The sequence below is a fragment of the Candidatus Uabimicrobium helgolandensis genome, assembly GCF_041508025.1.
Lineage (GTDB): Bacteria > Planctomycetota > Uabimicrobiia > Uabimicrobiales > Uabimicrobiaceae > Uabimicrobium > Uabimicrobium helgolandensis.
This window is the reverse complement of record NZ_CP165719.1, coordinates 2,109,982-2,131,643: the sequence shown is the minus strand read 5'-3', so window position 1 is coordinate 2,131,643 and position 21,662 is coordinate 2,109,982. Positions and strand designations below refer to the sequence as shown.

The following is a 21,662-nucleotide window of genomic DNA, read 5'->3' as shown; positions in this document are numbered from 1 at the left end:
AAATTGGGGATCGTTCTCGGAAGCAGGCTCGGAAGCGGGCTCGGCTCCAAAAAATAAACAGTATTTTTGAATGATAACAGCCCTAGTCTTAAATAACTTAACAAGTTCGATTTTAACAACAACATTAACTAAATGCAAAATGAAACAACAACGATTAGTCAGCGAAATTGATTAGTTGTATGACCATTGAGTATTTTATACACTGTAATAATAAAATCTCACTTGTGCAGGATTACCAGTTATGTAACTTGGTTTATTGAGATAATTTTTTGTAGAAAAATATGATACAAAAGGGGTTGTTTTGAGGAAAATCAAAAAGAAGTTATTACAATCTATAGAAAGCAATACTCATTATGAAGGTTGTACTTTTTATTTGGACGAAAAAGAACGTTATGATGCCTTAAATTGTTTATTTAGTCACTGTAGCTTTAGATCAAGTGTTAACTTTGCTCATGTAGAAGATTCGAAATTTCAAAATTGTGGGTTTTCAAAAAATTTGTCATTGAGTCTCAAACACCTAAAGAAATTACCAGATCAGATAAGGCCACTTTTCTCTGATATTACTCATTTGACTTTACATCATAACATATTTACAGAATTGCCAGGAGAGATAAGACAACTTTCTAATCTTAGGGAATTGGTACTATTTAATAATCAATTAGCAAAGTTACCAGCAGAAATAGGACAACTTTCTTATCTAACTAAGTTACGTTTACATAATAACCAAATAACAGAGTTGCCAGCGGAGATAGGACAACTTTCTAATCTTAGGGAATTGGACCTATTTAAGAATCAATTAAGAAAGTTACCGGTGGAAATAGGGCAACTTTCTCATCTAACTAAGTTAAGTTTACATAATAACCAAATAACAGAGTTGCCAGCGGAGATAGGAAAACTTTCCAATCTCAAAAGTTTATGCTTGGCGTCTAATAAGTTAAAAGAGCTACCAACAGAGATAGCGCAACTTTCTAATCTCAAAAGTTTAATCTTGGCGTCTAATAAGTTAAAAGAGCTACCAACAGAGATAGCGCAACTTTCTAATCTAACAGAATTAAATTTGTGCAGTAACCAGTTTCAAGAGTTTCCTAGAGTGATAACAAAGCTCTTTAACCTCGAGGAATTGGATTTGTGCAGCAATAAATTTAAAGCATTACCGCCAGAGATAACGCAACTTTCTAGTCTTAAAGAACTAGAGTTGTATAACAATCAGTTAGGAAAATTCCCCATAGAAGTGTGTCAGCTTTTAAAACTTGAGGAATTAGACATAGCAAGTAATGAGATACTGGAACTACCAGACAAAATAAGCCAACTATCTAATCTTACTTATCTGGATTTAAATGACAATCATTTAGAAAGCTTGCCTATAGAGATTGGTCAACTATCTAATCTTACTTATCTGAATTTGGACGACAATCATTTGAAAAAATTGCCTACAACAATAAGTAAGCTTACTAAGCTTGTTGAGTTATATTTAGACAACAACGAAATAGAAGATAATACGCAAAAAGAAATTAAATCTTGGCTACCAAACTGCCGCATTAACCCGAGTGATTCATTATTCTAAGTTACCTTGCAAAAGTAAGTCTCACTGATTATAAGCTATTAGCGCGAAAGAATTGATCGTTAACATTAACGATCAAAAACACTATTGCGATTTGTTTAATACTTTAATTTCTTCAACATAGTTATTCTTATTACTCAATGTACTGAGAAATTTAATGATTTTTTTGTAGCGTTTGGGATTAGAATTCACTTGTTTTTCAAATAGCTCAATGTAAATTTCATTGTATGGTTTTGCTAATTGAAACACTGTCATTAGATGATTAGAAGTAGGATATACCTCGTTTTGTAAAAGCCAGTAACCGCCAACGGCCACTCCTGTTTTTAAATCTACATCGTTGAGATCTATGCCTTTTACTGTGGTATAAAAGTGGTCCAAGGGTTTTTCATTGTTGTTATCATAGTTTGACTTATAAAGCGTATAACCTGCCGCTGCAGCTCTTTTTAAATGCCCAGAGCTGCTAATAAAGAATTTTTTTATAGCCTCTAGATCGTCTTTATGATTGCGTTTTTGTATTTGAAGAGGCACAGGAAAATTTCCCTTTAATCCCGAAACTAAAATAATTGTTGCCTGACTATTTAGTGATTTTTCTTCTTGTAAATAAGGTAAAAAACTAAGACCCAAACCGCCTATTAGGCAATAATTTAAAATGCGAAATTCTTCAACAGAATCGTTTACGATGGTGTTTTTTATATAGTTGAGTAAGCGATTTTCTGTATCAAAGCCGAAAAGAGCCATGTAAGATGACGGAAGATGAAAAACATTCAATAAGGCTATGCATCTTAAAAAAGGAGGCTGTTTTACATTAGTAATAAAACTACCTAAATGTAACTGGAAATCTTTAAAATCTTTGCACAGATTTGCAAGAAATATAATAATATGTGGTTTTGCTATCGAATCGGGACACGTATACAAAATTTCTTTGAGAATCGAAAGAAACTCTTCGCTTTCGAAAAATTTTAATTCTTTTCGCTTTTCTGAGGACAAGATATCTTGTTTTATTTCAGAAAAATATTTTGGTAGAACAGTTAAAGTCGCTTTTTTTACATCAATATTAGAATCTTTAAAACCGCGTTTAACAAGAGAAGTATAGTTGCGACTAATAATATCTGTTGAAGCAAATGCAAAAAAGTTGTGCAGACAATACGCCCTAATAATTGGATCCTTATTTCTTGTGTTGATTAATAGTTCTTGTTTCCCTACTTCATCGCCGTAATTTCCCCATAGTTTAGCAGCTGAAATTATTTTTATTTGTATATTTGGACTGCGAATTGAAATTTGCAAATCTTTTTTTTCTTCTAATTGAGAAACGATGAGTAGACTAAGAAATGAATTTGGGTTGTCCTTTAAATAACTCTTTCTTTGTTCGCGAAAATCTTCTCTATATGCAACTTCTTTTATGGTTGGATATACTTTGCGTAATTTATTAATTGCATAAAAATATATAAGAGATTTTTTAAACCTTTTGTCGATTTTTTTTTCTAAGAGATGCACGGCAATTGAAGCCAGGTATCGTAGAATAGGCATCTCCTCTTTGTCAATTATAATTTCTTTTAGTTTAGGAATATTATCAACACTGATCTGTTCTTTATAATAAGAAACGATGTCTTTTTTAGTTCCGCGAATGCCTAGTTCTTTTTGCTCACGAATAATACTCTGATAAAGCTTTGCAATTTTATAATACAAAGCAAGTTTACTTTTCTGGCGAATGAGTATTAAGGTGCGTTTTAAATTTTCATTGTCTTCCTTATGAAGACGCTGCTTTATTATTTTTTCTATTTGCGGATAATAACACATAGAAGCAAGAATTTGTTCTACTATTGTTGTGTCTGTTTTCTGATAGAACTTTTCTATAAAAGATTTAAAATCTTTTTCTTTCTTCTGTTGAGCATAATTCCATCGCAGAAATTCTCTGTGGTATTTTTTTACAATATCGTTAACGTGAGAATCAATAAAACTAGGAGGCGCTGGCAATTCATAAACTATATTTAGAGAATCAAATATACGACTTGCTTGCTTTACATCTCTACTAAAGATGCGTAAGCATCCATCAAGAGCTTGCGAAATTTTTTCTTTGGAAAATTCTGAGCATTTATTGTAGTTATAGAATGCTTTACTAAATTTTTCCAGTTTTTCTTGCGCCCTAGCCAAATAGTCAGTTAAATTTTTTCCTTCTACATATTGCATAACAATGCACGGTTGCTTATTATAAAAAAAATAGTCGTAAATTTTGATAATATTCGGATGTTCTAAAGATGCGCAGAGTTTTGCTTCGCGTTGAAAACGACGCAATGTTTTTGGGGTTTGACTGCCAATAATAACTTTTAGCGCTAAGTTTCTTTTAAATTGAGAATCGTAAACCTGCCAAACTTGTCCAGCCCCACCTTGTCCTAGTTTTTTGATAATTTGATATTTATTAATATATTGATCTGTTTTCATTGGAGTTGACTTTCTTTGATAAAAAAAATTATATTCTGGACAAAATGTGCTGTAAACAGATCTTAGAGTAAAAAAGTCATCCACTGTTTTTATATTTGGGTTTGTTTTATTATGATGTATATTTTATTCAACTTGCTTTTACCGTAGTATTAGAAGTTATAAATTGCACAGTTCCAGTTTTTTTAGATACAGGATCTGTGACTGTAGCACCACTAGCTTCATTTACATAAATTGCAGGAACTGTTACGCTAAACTCTGCTTGAAAAGGTTGTCCTTTAATTAAAATAGCTTTGCCGTTTTTTGTTTTAGATGTTTTATTAGTACCGCCAAGTTTTATAGTCACTGTTCCCATACCAGGAGTAGTATAATAAGTCGGAGATTGATACGGCTGAGGAGCTAAGAGAAGTTGTGGTGTTTCATCTCCTTCTAAACAAATGGCCATAGATACACCATTTACTGATGATCCTGATCCAGTGAGAGTTATTGGGGCACTTAGTGTTGGATAAGTTTCGGGAGGGTTCATTGTTATTTGAATAGAATCACCTGTTCTTATAATAAAATCTGCGGGCATTTTATTTCTCCGAATTAGAAAATTTTAATTCAAAATAGAACGCATTGGTAGGCTCTAGATCACTATTATCTTAAATAATTTAATAAAAATGTGAGTCGCCAAACTTACCTTGGTGTTCGCGTGTTAAACAAGACCTTAACTTTTATAAATCGGGTCTATTGACTAAATGTCTTTAAGTTGAACAAAGTTCAACAAATTACATAAGTTATTTTAGTAAAAATTATAACAAAACGTAACCTACCATTCATACAAATTTTAAATGTAATCAAATAAGGAAGTGCTAGTGAACAAAAAAGAACTGCATAATCTGTTAAATAAAGAATTAGAAAACGGCGACACTGTTTTTTTACAAGCGGCAAACGAAAAAACAAATATAGCTTTTTTTAAAGCGACTGAAGATGAATATTCATTGTTAAGTACAACCCATCCCAAACTATATGCTTTTTTACTTCTTCAACAATACAAAATAGAACAACATAAAATACCGCTTTTTATTCCTATCCTTTTAATAGAATTAATTTTTATAGTCAATTTCGATTATAGTAATATCACTGGTATCGCAATTTCTCCTTATCTCAAAGCTGGATTGTCGATATCACTTTTTTTTATAGTACTCTATCGTTTACAAAAAAGAGAGAATCAAAAATTAGATAATTGCGCTAGAGTAGTTTTACCTGCTATAGAAGAAGAAATTGAAAGAAATAGTTTAAATAAAAAGTTGGTTTTAAAAACCTTATCGAATAATAAATCAATGGAAACAATAAGAAAAGTGCTTAGCGATGATTTCACAAAACAAAACTCAGTTTAAAGAGCTATTGCTACCAGACTATGAATTGGTAAAAATGAATGAACAAGAATTAATAATACATCATACCAAAAGTAAAAAAATCATACAAAAAAACTGGTTTGATCGTTTATCGCGTATAGTAAGCATTGCAATGCTTACCACAATTGTCGTTTTTTTTCAGTACTCACCAGACAATTTTGAGAAGTATTCTCTAGATTTTTTGTTTTTATTTGTTTGTGGAGCAATGCTACTCTTTAAAAAGTTTTTTTTAGTATCTGTTAAAGGGCGATCCGTTATTTCTTTTTGCCTTTCTTATTTATGTATTGTTTCACTTATTATTCATGTAGGAGGTGAGAAGCCAGAAGGTGTTTATGTGTTTTTATTTTGCTTATATTTTGTATTCATTTTCGGAATGCTATGGCTTTTCTCAACATCTTTTCCCGTTGGAATTACTATAAAAAATAATAAAGTAGAAATACTCGAACGCAAAGCAGTGGCTGGTTTGTATAAAAAGTCTTATGCCATTACCCAGTTGAATTGTAATGTCATAAAAAATTACAAATATGTGACAAAAAAATGCTATTTAATAGGAAAAACGGTAGTGTTCCAGAATTGTTGGTATCTCCATCACAGTTATTGGCCTACAGAGGAAAACAGAAGCTACATATCTCGCAATACTAATAAAATCAATGCCTAGGCTCCATGTTTCAAAATTGTTGGTGGAGGTATTTTTGAATCCTGGATATAATATCTCTCTTACAGTTTAAGTGAAAGAAGGGAGATAGTCATGGTTTTAATTCCAGTAAATTGTCCAGAATGTAGAAGTATTGATGTGACAAAGTATGGCTTTTCTTTAAATAGAAAACAGCGATTCTTCTGTAAAAATGCGGATTGTAACAGTAGTACTTTCATATTGGATTACACCTACAATGGATGTAAGTCAGAGGTGAAACAAACCATAATTGACATGACGGTGAACGCCAGTGGAATTCATGATACGGCTCGTGTTCTAAAAATTAGTTGTACCACAGTAATTGGAATACTGAAGAAGGCTGGATTACAGCTAGTTCAAGTGAATTACGCTTTGCTAGAGCAAGTAAACCCAGAAAACTTGGAAGTTAAAATTGAAAAGGTCGGCGAAGCTGAAGTTGACGAACAGTGGAGTTTTATTGAGAAAAAGAAGAATCAGCGTTGGATATGGCACGCTATAGATCGTAACACTGGCAAAATTCTCGCTTATGTCTTTGGAAACGTAAGGATGAAGTATTTTTAGAGCTAAAGGAACTTCTCAAGCCGTTTGGAATTACTCGATTTTACACGGATAACCTTGCTACTTATAAGCGCCATATCCAAGCAGATAAACTTACAACGGGCAAGAAGTACACCCAGAAAATCGAAAGAAAGCAATTAATCTTGCGCACTCGCATAAAACGGCTGACTCGTAAAACTATTTGCTTCTCGAAATCCATATGGATGCATGATCTCGTGGTGGGACTATTTATCAATCGTCATGAATTTGGTCTTCAAATTTAATGCTCACCAACAATTCTGAAACACAAGGTCTAAGCGCGGAATTTATTGAGATATAGCATTTCTATTTTTTTATTTTTCTTCTGCTAGGCAATGATTATGGTCGAGCAACCAACAATTCTGGAACACTACCGATTTTTTTGCAACAGTGCCCTTTTTCTTTACTTCATCTATTATTGTTATCAGCCAACGTAAAATCAAGGTTTAGAGAGTCAAATTACTTAGTAAATAATTCTAAGTAAAGGCGTTTACAGTTTCGAAGATTTTCTTTACTCCCGTAGAATAATGGTATCTTCTGCTGACTTTAATTTATAAAGGTATCACAACCAAACCGCTCTTTTTCGTTCAGATGGTTGTGATACCCCTATAACTGTTGCGTTAAATATTTACTCAAATATTATTGTTGGACTTGGGCTTCAATTTCCTAAAAAGAATCAAGTTTATATTTTTTTTCGCAACAGTTATAAGAACAAGAGATATTTCTAAAATTAAGCTTTTCCTCAAAGTAAAGATAAATGAAAAAACGAGATAAGAATTTCTTTTATGATTTTAAAATAAATATTTGGGTTAAATCGGGTTAAATTCCATAAAGGTACGTAATGCGACATAGGAATTTTGATAAGTTCTTACCAAGCAATCTATTTGAGATTGCCTAATTGATGGCAAAAATATCATTTGTATCGCCACTTAATAAGACCTCAGCCAAAAACTTTGTATCATCTATTTTTAAATAAAAATCACTATCAACGAATGTTTGGTTAAGAGAAGCAATCCCAGCACCACTATTCTTTAATTCTTCTTCAGACAATTCACTAAGCTTTACGAGCTCCTCTTTATCCCCGATGGTAATATATTCAACAATAACAGCAGTCCTACGAGAGTCCTCATTAAACATATTTACCTTAAGGTCAACATCTATATCAACTGGGGGCAATATTATGGTATTTTCTACAAAACCAATTCTTAAAAACAGTATTGCCCACTTAGTTGTCTTAATTTGAATCTTTACATCACGTGATTTCTTTGAGCCACTTGGATCAACTGTGTTAAATGCGGCAACACCTATTGCGACAGTTGCCGCAGCAGTTACAGTCGCAGACAAGGTGACCAAAGCAACAGCAAGTGGGGGGGCAATAAGAACAAGTGCTGGTGCTGCTCTTTCTGAGCGGAGATCTTCTTCCAGTTCTTGGTTTGTAACCACATTAATTTGTTTGATTAGACTATTTAAAGTTCTATTGTCCTTCTTGTCTTTTTTTAAATCATTGTTTCTAATTTTTGTTAATGTCTTTGGATCAGTTTGTTCCATTTTCTAATCTCCTTATTATAGTTTTTCTGAAATGTATAGTATAAAATTTAACAAAGAATATAACTAAAGACGAAAGGGGTAAGAAGAGCAACGCTTTTGCTGTCTGGAGGATGCTACCATAACCATTTCACTTTCCACGCCACCTGTATTGGGTATACACATTCAGGCTCAATGAGCAAGCTCAGCCCGTCGTTGATGATGATTTATGCTCGACCCCTTGGGGAATGACTATCATTTCACCAGGGCGATAGTATATTAGATTTTAAGAGAAAGCAGTAAAGTTTCAAGATATTTATGATCCCAACCGGCATTCTTCATACGAAAATCGCGTTCTCTCAGAAAGTTGCGAAACTTCATCATTCTTCAAAATCCAAGATTTAACCAGTTCAAAAGCAGCTTTTATATCTTTTAAACTTCCTACTTCACGCCAAAAACCACTCCAGGCAGATTTTGATTCTTTAAATTCTTTAGGTAAAACATCTATTTTTCCTTGAAAATTATACCTAATAACTCCATTTTCTTTCCAAAGAAAAATAATTCCTTCATCATTTTTAAAAAAACCATCTATGGGTCAAGAGCAAAAACTGCTCTTAATATCAAGATTATAAAAGATGAAAGGAGTACTTGAACAGCTTATTCTATAGTGCGCCCCTACGTCAAGACCAATTTTTTTAAAAAATAAGAAAGATCTCTGCGTATTATATTTATCAAACAATTCCTCCGATTTGAACGTTAAAAATAAAAGAATAACGTACTGTAAAATGTCTCCTAACAATTTTTCTTTCCCTCCCTTCAGTTTTTATGGAGGTAAAGAAAAAGTATAAATGTACTAAAAAGAATAGTCAGAAAACGAAGCTGTTCGAAGCAAAAGCGAATTGCATGCCAGAGCAAACAAAGTGCAGCGGTCCCGGTTTTATGGGACTGGAAGGCAATTTGCATTTGCGTAGAATGCGTAGTTACTGACGGTAGCACTAATTTTGACATTTATTTAGTTTCTTAGTACCCGCGAAAATCTCATAAGGAGTATGATACTCAAGAGATTGATGAACTCTTACCTTGTTATAAAAATCAATATATTGGGCAACACTTTCTCTAGCTTCAGTAACTGTGAAGTATTCAGTCAGAAACACTTCTTCGTATTTCAAACTAGGGGTTTGAAGCCCATCGGTACAGGATTGTACGCTAAGGGCTTCAAAATCGCCTTGTAAGCCTTTCCAAATAAGGAATATATGTTTTTTTCTCTTACATGGGGCACCATCACCCAAAAACGTCCTTGCCTTCTGTGAACCAATAAATTCAATGAATTTATCAGCATCAATAAGAGATCTCTTTAAGATCTATTCTCAAAGTTTAATATTTGCTGCCATAAAAAATGTGGTGAAACATCAGCATAACCACTTTCCATCGCATCATTGCACTCTATAACGATCCATTGTCCTTTTTTTGTTAATGCTATATCTATCGCTACAAAATCACATTCAAGTAAATTTACTGCTTTTTGCCCTATATTGATAACATCCTGTTGGTGTTGTTCCATTAATTTATAATCTTCAGCCTCAAACCAATATTGTCCTAACGCCATAAACTGTTTCTTCCACCAAAAAGTTCTAAATTCATAGGAAGCTGGTATCTTTCCAGCCGTGCCTCCAGCAACAGGAAGGAGGGGAATAAATTCGCGACATACGAACTTTTGCCATTTAAGGATGGGGTCATGCTGAAAAATTTCGATAGCTTTCTGGTAATCGCTTTTACTTTTAACAATGCTTGCTTCCTGTCGATGTTTACTTGTTTGTCGTTCACCTTTTATAAATATAGGAAGTGAAAAATTATTCGTAACTTCTGTAAAAGTAGGAATTTTTTCATAGCAACAACTGCGTGGAGTTAAACTCTTTATCATCGGATACCATTGTGAAAGAAGTGTGCAACGTCGGTGTTGCTCAGGGGTATGAATTAACTGCATGTTGTAAGAGAGTAACTCACTATAAAGCTTATTGTAGTCTGCAAAAGCTCCGATACGTGCAATTATTGTCATTTTTTCTGGCAAACGAATAATTGATTTACAATGAAAAAATTGGCGAAAATTGAAATCATATATTGGAATATTGACATCTTTTTTTACAACAGCAAATTTTTTCTCTAGTATAAAAAAATCAAAATCTTGTATCATAAAATAACCTTTTATTAAAGTTCTTTTCTTCTGCTACACCTTTAACTTTTAGCTGTAATTTACTTTGGACCATTTATCCGAATTCATCTAATATCTTGTAAACAGTTGATCGTCCTATTTTCATTTGCTTAGAAATTTCAGTAGCTCCAACACCTCCCTTTTTGAGTTCCAGCACTCGTTTTCTATCAATAGAGCGTTTACGTCCAAATTTTACACCTCTCGCTTTTGCGTCTAAACGACCTTCATTGGTTCGTTCAAGAATTCTTTGACGCTCAGCTTGAGCGACAGCTGATAAAATAACAACAACCATTGTTCCAGTTGCTCCTTCAGTACTGATACCATCATCTAAAAATCGAAAAGCAACTCCCATACCATCGAATTCTTTGATTATTTTGATCATATCTTCAGTATCTCTACCAAGGCGGTCTAGTTTCTTAACAAGAATTACATCGCCTTCTTCAACTTTAATTTTTAAGATATTGAGTGCTTTGCGTTCAGCATTACTTCCAGAAGCTTTATCCGAGAATATTCGACTTTCTTTTACACCAGAATGTTTTAAGGCTTTGATTTGAATATCGAGAGATTGATGACTGGTGGATACACGAGCATAACCAAAGAGTCTCATGCCAAATTGTCTCCTAAATCGTTTAGTAGATAAATATAAGACAATAATGTCTATAAAGTAGAAAAAAAGGATTTAATGGACATATTAAAACATATTGATTAGAGTGTCTATTAAATTAAAACATTGTAGACAAAAATAGTAAAAAAACTAAAAAGCTGTATGCATTGTAAATAAAGGATTACAGAGCATTTTTATATTCCTTAGCGTACAAAACTGTACCATTGGGCTTCAAAGGCCTTTACAGCCTTAAAGATCCGTCGTCTCAGGTTATTAACTACGCTATTGGTTTTTTTCCAATTTATGGTATGCCAACTGGCGGCACTGTTGCAAAAAAATCGGCGAAATTTTTTGCAACAGTGCCGTTTTTTACACGAATCGTCCTATGAAGTTTTGAACCTTTATCTCATTTTTTATAACCACTCTCGATTAAAAGATTACAATACCCATCTGTAACCCTTTTTTTTCCTCATTTGAGTGTCCGTGCTTTATGATTATATGAGTTCGGTTGGCTTTTTTGTTTTATGATTTTGATAATTTTTGAGGAACGTTTTCATTTTATGTTTATGATTGTGGCAGTTTTTTGCAAAGCAAACAAATCTCAAAGGTTAAAGTTATAGTCACTTATATTTTTTGGGAATTTTTTACCGTTATTTGTATGTGACAGAACCATTCACCAATAGCCAACCAGATGTCTATACACTTTTCTAAAAGAAATACTTCAACAAAGCCATAATGCCCGCAGATGTTAAAATAATATCTCTACCGAGTGGTATTGATTATAAACGTGTTGTACACTTCTAATTATATGTCATGTTTTCAGTTATTAAGGGGAACACACGAGCACACTCACAGAAGAAGAAATACGAAAACGATACAACAGCAAACCACATGTTGTAATTTTAGGCGCAGGAGCAAGTAGGGCTTGTTTACCACAAGGGGATAAGAATGGACAACAGCTCCCAGTCATGAACAATCTGATTGATATACTGGAATTACGGGATCTCCTAAATGATCACTTAAGTGAAAATAATAACTTTGAAAGTATCTATAGCAGTCTCTACAGCCAGAACTCAGAGCTATTACCAGAACTAGAAAAACGTGTTTATGACTACTTCTCTTTTCTTGAGTTACCAGAAGAGCCCACTATCTACGATTATCTTCTTCTCTCATTAAAGGAAAAGGACGTTGTTGCTTCTTTTAACTGGGACCCATTGCTTATTCAAGCATACAGGAGGAATATATTGCATTTTAGACTTCCCAGAGTCATATTTTTACACGGAAACACGGCAGTAGGAGTATGCATCAAGCACAAACAAAAAGGTTACCTTCACACAACTTGCGAAAAGTGCGGAGAGCAATTAGCTCAAACGAGACTTCTCTATCCTATAGAAGAGAAGAACTACCATGCTGATCAATATATTAGAAATGAATGGAATCTCCTAACCTGTGCACTAAAAGATGCCGCTATCATTACCATATTTGGGTACGGTGCACCATCATCAGACCAGAGTGCTCTCGAACTAATGCAAAATTCTTGGAGAAATAAACAGACTGAATTGACTGAGGTTATTGACATTAGACGTTCATCAGAATTACGAAATATCTGGACACATTTCCACTTTGCCCCTCAGAGATTTGATATATATAAGAAATTCTTCAAGTCCTGGATGGCATGTCACCCAAGAAGATCAGTAGAAGCTTACACCGACCAAACAATATTCGCAGAATTCATCTCAAACAATCCAATCGTTAAGCAACAAACACTTGAAGACGTCTGGGAGTGGTTTAGAGAACTACAATAATAAAAACTTTAAGAAAGGGAAAAGTTATGGGTGGACCAAATGGACCAACAATCAATATTGACCCAAAGCAATTTAACGCTACACTCAAAGAAGTAAGAGAAAAACTAAAGCAAGTTGAGAAAGTATTTGAAGAGAAAGAGTACAAAAAAAGAGAAGAACTTGCTGCTGGACTAATACAGTTTGACTTAATGTACGCCTCTTTAACAACAGCTGAAAACGTCTGTAGAGAGGGAAATGTTAAGGAGATCGAAAAAGCTTGCCCAGATTATAAATCAGCAGAAGGTTCACTCACTACTTTCCAAAAGCAGTTTGAAACTTTTCAAGCGAAGCCATCGCAAGCAAACTATAACAAACTTGAGCAAACTTCTGGACATTTTAGAGATCGAATTGCTCAGCAAGTTTTGGAATGGGGCGGAAGACCGATCTTCAAACAACATTTTGAACAGCTTACAAATCAGATAAAAGCATTGTCAGAGGAAACAAACCGCTTAATAACCATCAGAGAAAGTATCGATAGATTCGCGCAAAGAGAAGCTGTTAACAGTTTACATGTGCTATATGCTCAAGATGTTAAAAAACTCGATAAGAAAGCACTATATTGGCTCAGAACAAGTATTTTCTTTTTTGTAGCATTTTTTGGGGTGGTATTCTACCAGATATACTCTGTTCAAACATTTTTTGAGGCAATAAAACCCCTTAACGGCTTAGGACTTTGGGGACCGATTATACTGATTGGTCCAAGAGTGATACTCCTTGTGATAATATTAACTGTTGCAATCCTTACTTGGCGTAATTATCATTCTTATATGCATCTCAGCTTCAGCTCCAGAAGGCGCGAAGAGGTTGCTAGAATTTTACCATTGTTGCTAAAGGACGAAAAGGATGCATCAAAAACTGCTTTGAGGGCGGAATTCCTAAAACTGATGGCAACTCCAGAAGAAACAGGATTCATCGCACAAGCAAAGCAAAAGCTACAATTAGGGCCATTTAACAACGGCTAAAATCTGAGGTCTATTCGCGGGTATGTGCAAGTTAAATTTGCCAATGAGACACTTCCTATTGAGAGAAAGCAGTCTGGTTTTCCATTTTGGATAATTGTGAGAAGTATTTCCAAATTACTTATTTGGAAAATAAGAGGCATGAATAAACCTTCTCCTTTTTTCGATTCCAAAGGAAATCCTGTTTCACAACCAATATTCTAAGTGACCTGACAAAGTAGTTACCTGCTGCGAGTAAAGGAAACTTACTTTTTCTATCTGATACTACGTCAGTAGTCACATAACAAACTGACGTAGCAATCAACAAAAAACCTATTCCCACATTACACTGTGAATCAAAACGCCGTTTGCCATGTTAACTTTTTTTGGTTTGACAGTCTTCATTCCTAACTCATGCATGAATGCTTCCACTAGTATAAGATTACTTGTTTCTGTACTAGCATATTTGCTCCCTATTTGTTCGTCTGTTTTTCCAATTCCATTGTAACGCAAAGCTTCTGCAAGTGCATCAGATCCATACTCGTCGCCCATCTTTAATCGCGGACGCAAGCTGTAATAATGAACTCCACCAATACCTAGAATCTTAGATTCTTTATTTTTGATTTTATCTTTAATGGCTTGTGGAATGTTCTTCGCTACACTGCGCGCATAATCGTATGCTTTATTTTTTTCTTCTTGGCTAATAGGGTTTGGTGAATTTCCTTCTTTTTTCTGTATTTCTTTTACGATATAATTTGCAAGTGTAACAGAAGCGAGTTTACCTTCGTAAATAACATACTGTTTATCTACGATAGTTGCTATTTGCATACTTCCTGCCCCTATATCCCAAACAACAGCATTTTGCGGTTGTAAGTTTTCTCCTGCTAGTGCTCCATAAAAACCAAGAGTGGCTTCTTCTTTTTGCGAAATAATTGTAACATTAATTCCAAGCACTTTTGAAATAAACTGGGCAAATTCACTACCATTTTTAGCATTGCGAAATGATGCTGTTGCTACTGCTCGAAATTGCGTAGCTCCTTTTTGCACAGCAATCCATTTTAGTTTAGCTAGTGCAAGTATTCCTGCGTCTTTTACTGATTGACTAAAGGATTCGCTTGTTTCTAGGTCTTGTTGGTAGTCGACTTTTTCGTCTTGAGTATGAATGATTTTTATTGCACTGCTGTTTACATCAACATCAGCAACAACCATTTTTGTTGAGCCAGATCCTATATCAAAAGCTGCACGACGAACCCAATTTTCTTCTGCATAAAGCAAAGAAACGAAAACTGTTAAAGTTAAAACGATGTTTTTCATGTATAGTTTTCCTTTATAAGTTTTGATTTTAAATGTATCTAAAGTTTACGCACTAACTAACTTTCTATATGTACTATTTTCAGTAACAAACTAAGTGGCCTGACAAAACTAGAAATTAAAAGGGCAAAATGCCAATGGGAAATACTTTTGGCGGGTCACTTAAAGCATTTACGTTCAAAAATTCCGATATTAACATGTAGGAACTTTAGCAAAAAGCATAAATTTAGATATTAATTTTGATAATTATTGTTGCTAGCAAGAAAATTGTCAAGTATAATATTTTTTGATTAAAATAATAAAAATTAGAAATAATGAAATGTTTATATTTTTTTATAAAAAAGTAAAATTGACTTATTTTTATGTTTTTTTTATTTATTATTTAATTATGCAAAAAGTCGTTTTTAATAAAAAGAAATAGGCACTTGATCTACGGTTTATCTTCGCGTATGTTAACTGTTTAACATAGGAGTAAAAATATGTCTAAAAATTTAGTAGAACATGTTCATATTTGTTCCATTACCCTTAAACCAGAAAAGTACAGACATTTTGAGTTAGATTTGGATGGAATAGAAAAATTGACGGAAGATATTCGAGAAAAAGGACTTCTTGTTCCGATACTTCTGTGGCGTCAAAAAAATGAAGATATTTTAATTAGCGGTTATCATCGAATAGAATGTGCAAAAAGAATGGAGTGGGAAACTATTCCTGCGCGCATAGTTTTTTTTGAATCGGAAGTACAGGCTCTTGAGGCATCTATACAAACAAATGCACAAGATCAGTATACATTTGCTAAACGTAGTTGGTTTGAGCGCTTCAAAATAGCAGAGAGCGTCTTGCGAGATATATACGAACGAAAAGCTCAGTTGAGGCAAAGACGAGGAAAAAAAGTGACGAAAAAATATCGAGTAGATGAGTTACTAGCACGAGCTGTGGGATTGTCTTGGTCGTATGTCAAATACGCACAAATGCGTAAAATATTAACCTGTATAAAGGAAGATAATGTTGATACTTCTGTTGTACAATGTTTATGTGAAACTACAGAACCAAAGATTCAACTGTGGTTAGAGATTTTAGAAATGCATAAAGCGCAAAAAATTCCTGAAAAGCAGTGGAATGAATTTGTTGAGGTATGTGAGGAAATCGCGAAAAATAATAACGATGAATTACGTGCGACTTTAGATGGACACTTGAAATACTTACGAGGAGCTCTCCGTCGTAAAAATGTTCCTTCGCAAGAAAAAATACAAAATTCTGCAACGTTTTTAGTTACATGGACTGACGAAGCTGCTCCTCAAGTATTAGAACAATTGAAAAAAATTTGTTCTAATATGAAATGGACTGTTCAGGTAGATGGAAAGCCAAAACGGGATAGAGATGTGTTTAGTCAAAAGATAACATTTATAACTCCTGAACAAGAAAGATAACTTTTGCATGTAGATTGTTGGCTTTAATCGTATTCTGTGGGGTCATGTAGATACGCTTTTGTAAAAGCTTCTTTTCGCTCGACACAAGTACCACATTTTCCACAATGTTTTTCTTTTCCTTTGTAGCAAGACCATGTAAGAGAATAATCAACACCTAATAAATTTCCTTTTTTAGCTATATCTTCCTTACGGTCGTTTATGAAAGGGCGAACGATTTGTGTGGACGAATATGTTCCGTTTTTTATTGCACTTGACATCGCAGACATAAAAGATTCACGGCAATCTGGATAAATGGCATGATCACCAGCGTGGGCAGCAATAACAAGGGCACTTGCTCCAATGTTTTCAGCATAGCCTGCGGCAATAGAAAGCATAATTCCATTGCGAAATGGAACAACAGTCAGTTTCATGTTTTCTTCTTCGTAATGACCTTCGGGAACCTCTCCTCCGTTTTTGAGCAAGTGGGAATCGAATAATTCGTTAATAAAAGGTAAAGAGATGGTTTTGTGTTCTATTCCAATTAAATCACAGTGTTTTTTAGCATAAGGAATTTCTCTATGGTTATGTTTTGCACCATAGTTAAAACTAAGTGCAGCACGTAGATTAAGGTTCTTATACGCCCAGTACAAAGCTGTAACAGAATCCATACCACCACTTAGTAAAACAATTGCTTTTTGACCGTTATTATTTTTTTTCATGTTCTTCTATATCCTACAAAAAAACCTTGAAAACTTGTAGTATTTGGATTATACTAACCACAAAATCAAAAGACATTTTTCCTATAAATTAGGGATATTTAACAAACGTTTTTTGGAAAGATTTCACGCTAACAATAAACTTTGCTTTAACTAAATAGTTGCTATTTTGGCTCAATTATTTTAGCAGAAAAGCAAAACATTGAGCTTAGTAATTTATTGAATTGGTGAAATATTTGCAATTGAAATAACAATTAGAGCAGACGCTCTAGCTAAACAGTGCTTCATTTAACGATCCCTTTGTACCAGCGATTGGTGTAAACATGAATATTTTGAAATTGCTACCCCTAATACTTATTTGTCTTACCTCCTTGTTTAGTAACGAGGACATAGAACTAACCCCTGAAGAACATCGAGAAAATAGGCGCGCAATTAATTTAGGAATAAGCTATTTAATTAAGAATCAACAAGAAGATGGCTCTTTTGCCGGAAAGTCTGATCGTAAGTATGCTGTTGCTGTAACAAGTTTTGCAGGCCTATCACTAATGGCCGCTGGCAACCTACCACAAAAAGGAGAACATGGCGTTGCTTTGTACAAAGCATTACAATACGTTTTGTCTGCTGTGGGTAGAGGTGGTTACATCTCAAAAAATATTGATGATTCAAAAATGCACGGTCACTGTTATGCCGCTTTGTTTTTAGCGCAAATATGTGGTAGTTCGAGGGATTATAGTGATGAACTTAGCCAAAATCCAGCTTATTCTGTAAAAAGCGTACGCGAAGCCTTAGAAAGATCTATCAAGACTATTCTAGAGGCACAAACCAATGAAGAAGGGGGCTGGGGATATATTCCTGGTGATGGTGACCACGAAGGATCAATTACTGTATGTGCAATACAAGCACTTCGTGCAGCGCGAAACGTGGGCGTACACGTCCCAAAAAGTAATATTGATCGTGCAATTCGTTATATTCGTAACTCAGCAAATGGCGATGGAACTTTTATGTATCGCCTTGGTATGACCCAAAGAAGAAAAAGTTTCCCTTTATCAGCAGCAGGAGTTTCTAGCTTAAACGGGACAGGGGAATATGACTCACCTGAAATTAAAAGAGGCCTGAAATTTATGATGCAGTATCTACCTCCAAATGGAAAAAAAGATCAATTCTATAATCGTTTTTTTTATTATGGACATTTTTACGCTGTTCAAGCAATGTTTCACGCTCCTGAACACACGGGCTATTGGAAAATTTGGTACCCTGCTGTACGAAAAGAATTTCTAAAATTGCAAAATAAGAAAAACGGCTCTTGGGGAGGAAGAACTCCTTTTAATACCGCTGGGCATAGTTTAATCGGAGATGTGTATGCAACAGCAGTTTCCACTTTAATTTTACAAGTCCCTTATAGATATTTGCCCATTTTTCAAAAATAACAGGAGTATAACGTGAGCCCAGAATATAGAGCTCCTCGTTCAGGAATGCGTTTGGGAAACTACATCTTAACTGTAAAGTTAGGACAGGGAGTGTTCAGTGAAACGTGGTTAGCGGAACATTCGTATCTTGAGAGTAAAGAAACATGCTTAAAAATTTTTACTAACGAGAGAATATGTCACCACTTAAAAACACAAAAATTTTTACCCGTTGTCAAAGCGCCAAAATATCTAGCGCATGTAGAAGATTATAATCCTAATTCCAACCCTCCGTATCTAGCTCAAGAATTACTTTCAGGTAAAAATCTACGCCAGTTACTACGAGAACGCAAAAAAATTTCTCCGCAGTTGACAATACGACTTATTGGAAAAATTGCATATGCTTTATCTAAACTTCACCAAAAAAACATTGCCCATTTGGATTTAAGACCAGAACATATTATTCTTGAAAAAAGTGGCTATGCGCGATTAATAGACTATCCTATAGGGAAAGTAGTTACTTTAACAATAGCGGAATATTACAGAGAATATTCTGAACATAGTGTCAAAATTCCTAAACCAATTATGCGTTTACTTGTCTATAAATCAAAAAGACAACGAACAGGTTTTTCTTTTGACCAAAGCGCTGATATATTTTCGTTAGGAATGTTGATATTTGAAATGACAACAGGAACATATCCTAGTTTACAAGCAGGATTTCCTAGTGATATAGACCCTACTCTTCCAAATAAAATAGACGAGTTGTATGCCCATTGTTGTGGAAAATCAGATAGTGTATTTCAAGATATTACCGAGTTTTTGAAGTTTATTAAAGCTGATATTGCTGTTAAAAAAACCCCAAAGGTACTACCAGGAATTAAGCCTACTAGTGAAAAAACGGCGATTATATCAGTGTATAGTCTTGGGGGAGAAAAAAACTATGTCGATGCAAAAAACCTCAACACGCTTTCTAAAAATCTAGACGAGATTATGACCACAAGTTTAAGATTTATTGCTTTTGATTTTGCCAAGATCGATTATCTAAACTCTAGTGCTATCGGTTTCTTAATCAATTTTAGTGATAAAGTTCAAGGAGTGGGTGGAGATATATTTTTATTCAATGTAGATGAAAAAGTTTTTACAATACTATCTGCATTAGGTTTGGAAAATGTTATTACAATACTCAGTGATGACAAAGAGGTAGAAGGACGATTAGTGGAAATTGCAAATAAAAGAAAAAAGGAATAATTTGTGAATGGTTTTAACATGGATGATAAAAATTCTCACGAAGCAGAAAAAATAAAAATCTTTGATAAAAATGACAATAAAAACGATTTTCCTTCTCCAAATAACTCCACACCTAAGGATGAATCAGTCACAATCAAAGGACAAAGTAGTTTTATAAATATATCTCATTCTAAAGAGCGTTTATTTAATATTATCGACAGTACCTCTGAAGAAGAGGGAGACATTATGTGGCAGCCAGAGGAGAAAGAAGTAGAAAATCGTTTCTTTTCCCCTGTAGATAATGATTTAGGAAAAACTCAAAAACGCGAAATGCCAACAAGAGGTACAAGATCTCGAGGTACAAGAAGAATCAACAAAAATAAAGTAACACGTAAATATCCATTTCATTACTATATCGCTTTTTACGGATTACCTATTGCAGTTATATTGATTTTAGCAGTACTTGTTATTCTTCGATATCAAAACTTGCAGAATAGCGGTAATAGTGGTAATGGTAGTGAAAAATCGAGTGAAGAAAAGTTGTGGGTAAACGCAACTCAAAAAGTAAGTCAAGCCCGCGTTAAGACAAATTATGCGCAAGAGCGTTTTAAAAAACAAGACAAGAATAATGCTATCATTTACTACCGTAAAGCAGCAGTTCTCTATACAGAGGCTATAAAATTAGGAAAAAGATTGCTGGAAATACAAGTTTCTTTGGAAAAAGAAAAAAAAGGTTTTAGTTACGAACAAGCCAAAAAATATGTGAACAAAGAATATAGATACTATGTTGACTTTATTAAAAAATGGGAAAGAAATTTATCAACGATAACGGAAAAAATACGACAAATAAAGGCCCAGTAGTGCGTTTAGATTTACATAACCACACTTTTGATTACTCTGGCGCATCTAAATTTTTAAAAAAAGATATCGAAGCGATTTACACTACAAAAATTCTTTATCCTAGTTTAAATGCTGTTGCCATTACCAATTATCACAATGTAAGTAATGCTTTAGTACTCAAAGATAAATTTCCTAGTTATATTATCGTAGGCTGCGAGTATCGCGTAGTGGAAAAAAACTTTCCTATGCATGTAGTTTGTTTAAATATCAGTGATAAACACCATCGAAAGCTTATGTCGGCGAGATTAAGAGGAATTGAGTATTTTATTTCTTTTCTAAAAAACGAAAAGATTATTCACTACCTTACAAGAGTTGCTTGGGGAATTCCAATTAATCAAAAAGTTATTGAGCATTTGTACAAATACTTTAAAAAATTTTATGCGATTGACGTCGCAAATATTTCAATAGAGCGCGAATCTCTTTTTGCAAAAAAACTCGCATCTTACTATGAATTAGCAAAAGTAGGTGGATCTGACAATTTAATCTCTTACTACAAACAAAAAGTATACACCGAGTTTTCTGAGACAACTTTAGAAAAAGCCTTAGATAGCATACAAGACTCGCAAACGGTTATTGGAACACTTTATACTCCTGAAACAAAACAACATAAATCTTGGTGGTATATTGGCAAAGAGATTTATCAACAACATTTACATAACGCGGCAAATGCTCATCGATTTTCTTCTAAAATAGGGGACCTAGATGCTACATTTGAAAACAAATATTTTTTCGAAATTATATCCCAAAGCCAGCATATCTATAAGCTAGAAAAACACGAAAAGAAAATTGAAAAGCTAGAAAAGGTGTTTACTGATTATTTACGTTGGAAGAAAACGCAAGAAATATTTTCTAGTGATTCTTCTGTAGAAGAAAAAAAAGAGACATGGGTTAAATGTCTAAAAAACATTAATAGTAGTTTTGAATTATAGATAGA

18 protein-coding genes and 1 pseudogene are annotated in these 21,662 nt (G+C 34.0%); 11 read left to right on the top strand and 8 right to left on the bottom strand.

Features of this window, described 5'->3' with window-relative positions; all coding sequences use genetic code 11:
* Positions 1 to 301 precede the first annotated feature (301 nt).
* Positions 302 to 1,564 (top strand): leucine-rich repeat domain-containing protein, encoded by a 1,263-nt coding sequence (locus tag UABHE_RS07875; RefSeq protein ID WP_372369700.1) that lies wholly within the window; start codon positions 302 to 304, stop codon positions 1,562 to 1,564.
* Positions 1,565 to 1,645: 81 nt separating this feature from the next.
* On the opposite strand, the gene UABHE_RS07870 is transcribed toward UABHE_RS07875, so the two are convergent.
* A complete protein-coding gene (locus UABHE_RS07870; protein ID WP_372369699.1) occupies positions 1,646 to 4,000 on the bottom strand; it encodes a protein kinase in 2,355 nt (784 codons plus the stop codon).
* Positions 4,001 to 4,127: 127 nt separating this feature from the next.
* Positions 4,128 to 4,571, bottom strand: a complete 444-nt coding sequence (locus UABHE_RS07865; protein WP_372369698.1) for a hypothetical protein — start codon at positions 4,569 to 4,571, stop codon at positions 4,128 to 4,130.
* Between the two features lie 283 nt (positions 4,572 to 4,854).
* Between UABHE_RS07865 and UABHE_RS07860 the strand changes: the two genes are divergently transcribed.
* The 3 genes and pseudogenes from UABHE_RS07860 to UABHE_RS07850 all read left to right on the top strand — a co-directional run bounded on the left by UABHE_RS07860 (position 4,855) and on the right by UABHE_RS07850 (position 6,891).
* Complete coding sequence (locus tag UABHE_RS07860) at positions 4,855 to 5,379, top strand: hypothetical protein (RefSeq protein WP_372369697.1); 525 nt, start codon at positions 4,855 to 4,857, stop codon at positions 5,377 to 5,379.
* Positions 5,351 to 6,055 (top strand): hypothetical protein, encoded by a 705-nt coding sequence (locus UABHE_RS07855; protein WP_372369696.1) that lies wholly within the window; start codon positions 5,351 to 5,353, stop codon positions 6,053 to 6,055. Before UABHE_RS07860 ends, UABHE_RS07855 begins: the two co-directional genes overlap by 29 nt.
* Positions 6,056 to 6,145: 90 nt before the next feature.
* Positions 6,146 to 6,891, top strand: a pseudogene (locus UABHE_RS07850) (IS1 family transposase).
* 649 nt (positions 6,892 to 7,540) lie between these two features.
* On the opposite strand, the gene UABHE_RS07845 reads toward UABHE_RS07850, so the two are convergent.
* From UABHE_RS07845 to UABHE_RS07830, 4 genes are all read right to left on the bottom strand, one after another.
* The gene (locus tag UABHE_RS07845; protein WP_372369695.1) at positions 7,541 to 8,194 is read right to left on the bottom strand and encodes a hypothetical protein; all 654 of its coding nucleotides are present in this window, start codon (positions 8,192 to 8,194) and stop codon (positions 7,541 to 7,543) included.
* Positions 8,195 to 9,165: 971 nt separating this feature from the next.
* A complete protein-coding gene (locus UABHE_RS07840; RefSeq protein WP_372371589.1) occupies positions 9,166 to 9,339 on the bottom strand; it encodes an integrase core domain-containing protein in 174 nt (57 codons plus the stop codon).
* Between the two features lie 185 nt (positions 9,340 to 9,524).
* Positions 9,525 to 10,361, bottom strand: coding sequence for an ATP-grasp domain-containing protein (locus UABHE_RS07835; protein WP_372369694.1), 837 nt, complete (start codon positions 10,359 to 10,361; stop codon positions 9,525 to 9,527).
* Between the two features lie 73 nt (positions 10,362 to 10,434).
* Entirely contained in the window at positions 10,435 to 10,986 is a 552-nt protein-coding gene (locus tag UABHE_RS07830; protein WP_372369693.1) for a recombinase family protein, read from the bottom strand.
* A 1,241-nt stretch (positions 10,987 to 12,227) separates the two neighbouring features.
* Between UABHE_RS07830 and UABHE_RS07825 the strand changes: the two genes are divergently transcribed.
* On the top strand, positions 12,228 to 12,788 hold the full coding sequence (locus UABHE_RS07825) for a hypothetical protein (RefSeq protein WP_372369692.1): 561 nt from the start codon (positions 12,228 to 12,230) through the stop codon (positions 12,786 to 12,788).
* Between the two features lie 26 nt (positions 12,789 to 12,814).
* Positions 12,815 to 13,789 (top strand): hypothetical protein, encoded by a 975-nt coding sequence (locus UABHE_RS07820; protein ID WP_372369691.1) that lies wholly within the window; start codon positions 12,815 to 12,817, stop codon positions 13,787 to 13,789.
* Positions 13,790 to 14,098: 309 nt separating this feature from the next.
* Here UABHE_RS07820 and UABHE_RS07815 read toward each other — a convergent pair whose 3' ends face one another.
* Complete coding sequence (locus UABHE_RS07815) at positions 14,099 to 15,079, bottom strand: Ppx/GppA phosphatase family protein (protein WP_372369690.1); 981 nt, start codon at positions 15,077 to 15,079, stop codon at positions 14,099 to 14,101.
* Positions 15,080 to 15,555: 476 nt separating this feature from the next.
* On the opposite strand from UABHE_RS07815, the gene UABHE_RS07810 reads away from it, so the two are divergent.
* Positions 15,556 to 16,503, top strand: coding sequence for a ParB/RepB/Spo0J family partition protein (locus UABHE_RS07810; protein ID WP_372369689.1), 948 nt, complete (start codon positions 15,556 to 15,558; stop codon positions 16,501 to 16,503).
* A gap of 23 nt (positions 16,504 to 16,526) precedes the next feature.
* On the opposite strand, the gene queC is transcribed toward UABHE_RS07810, so the two are convergent.
* Complete coding sequence (queC, locus tag UABHE_RS07805; protein WP_372369688.1) at positions 16,527 to 17,201, bottom strand: 7-cyano-7-deazaguanine synthase QueC; 675 nt, start codon at positions 17,199 to 17,201, stop codon at positions 16,527 to 16,529.
* A 320-nt stretch (positions 17,202 to 17,521) separates the two neighbouring features.
* Here queC and UABHE_RS07800 point away from each other — a divergent pair, with 320 nt between their 5' ends.
* From UABHE_RS07800 to UABHE_RS07785, 4 genes are read left to right on the top strand one after another with little or no spacing between them, the layout of a single operon-like run.
* On the top strand, positions 17,522 to 18,625 hold the full coding sequence (locus UABHE_RS07800; RefSeq protein WP_372369687.1) for a prenyltransferase/squalene oxidase repeat-containing protein: 1,104 nt from the start codon (positions 17,522 to 17,524) through the stop codon (positions 18,623 to 18,625).
* A gap of 12 nt (positions 18,626 to 18,637) precedes the next feature.
* Positions 18,638 to 19,849, top strand: coding sequence for a protein kinase (locus tag UABHE_RS07795; protein WP_372369686.1), 1,212 nt, complete (start codon positions 18,638 to 18,640; stop codon positions 19,847 to 19,849).
* Between the two features lie 3 nt (positions 19,850 to 19,852).
* Positions 19,853 to 20,689, top strand: coding sequence for a hypothetical protein (locus UABHE_RS07790; protein WP_372369685.1), 837 nt, complete (start codon positions 19,853 to 19,855; stop codon positions 20,687 to 20,689).
* Positions 20,632 to 21,657: a hypothetical protein gene (locus tag UABHE_RS07785; protein ID WP_372369684.1), complete on the top strand. Its 1,026-nt coding sequence runs from the start codon at positions 20,632 to 20,634 to the stop codon at positions 21,655 to 21,657. The genes UABHE_RS07790 and UABHE_RS07785 overlap by 58 nt, the downstream gene beginning before the upstream one ends.
* Positions 21,658 to 21,662: the final 5 nt, after the last annotated feature.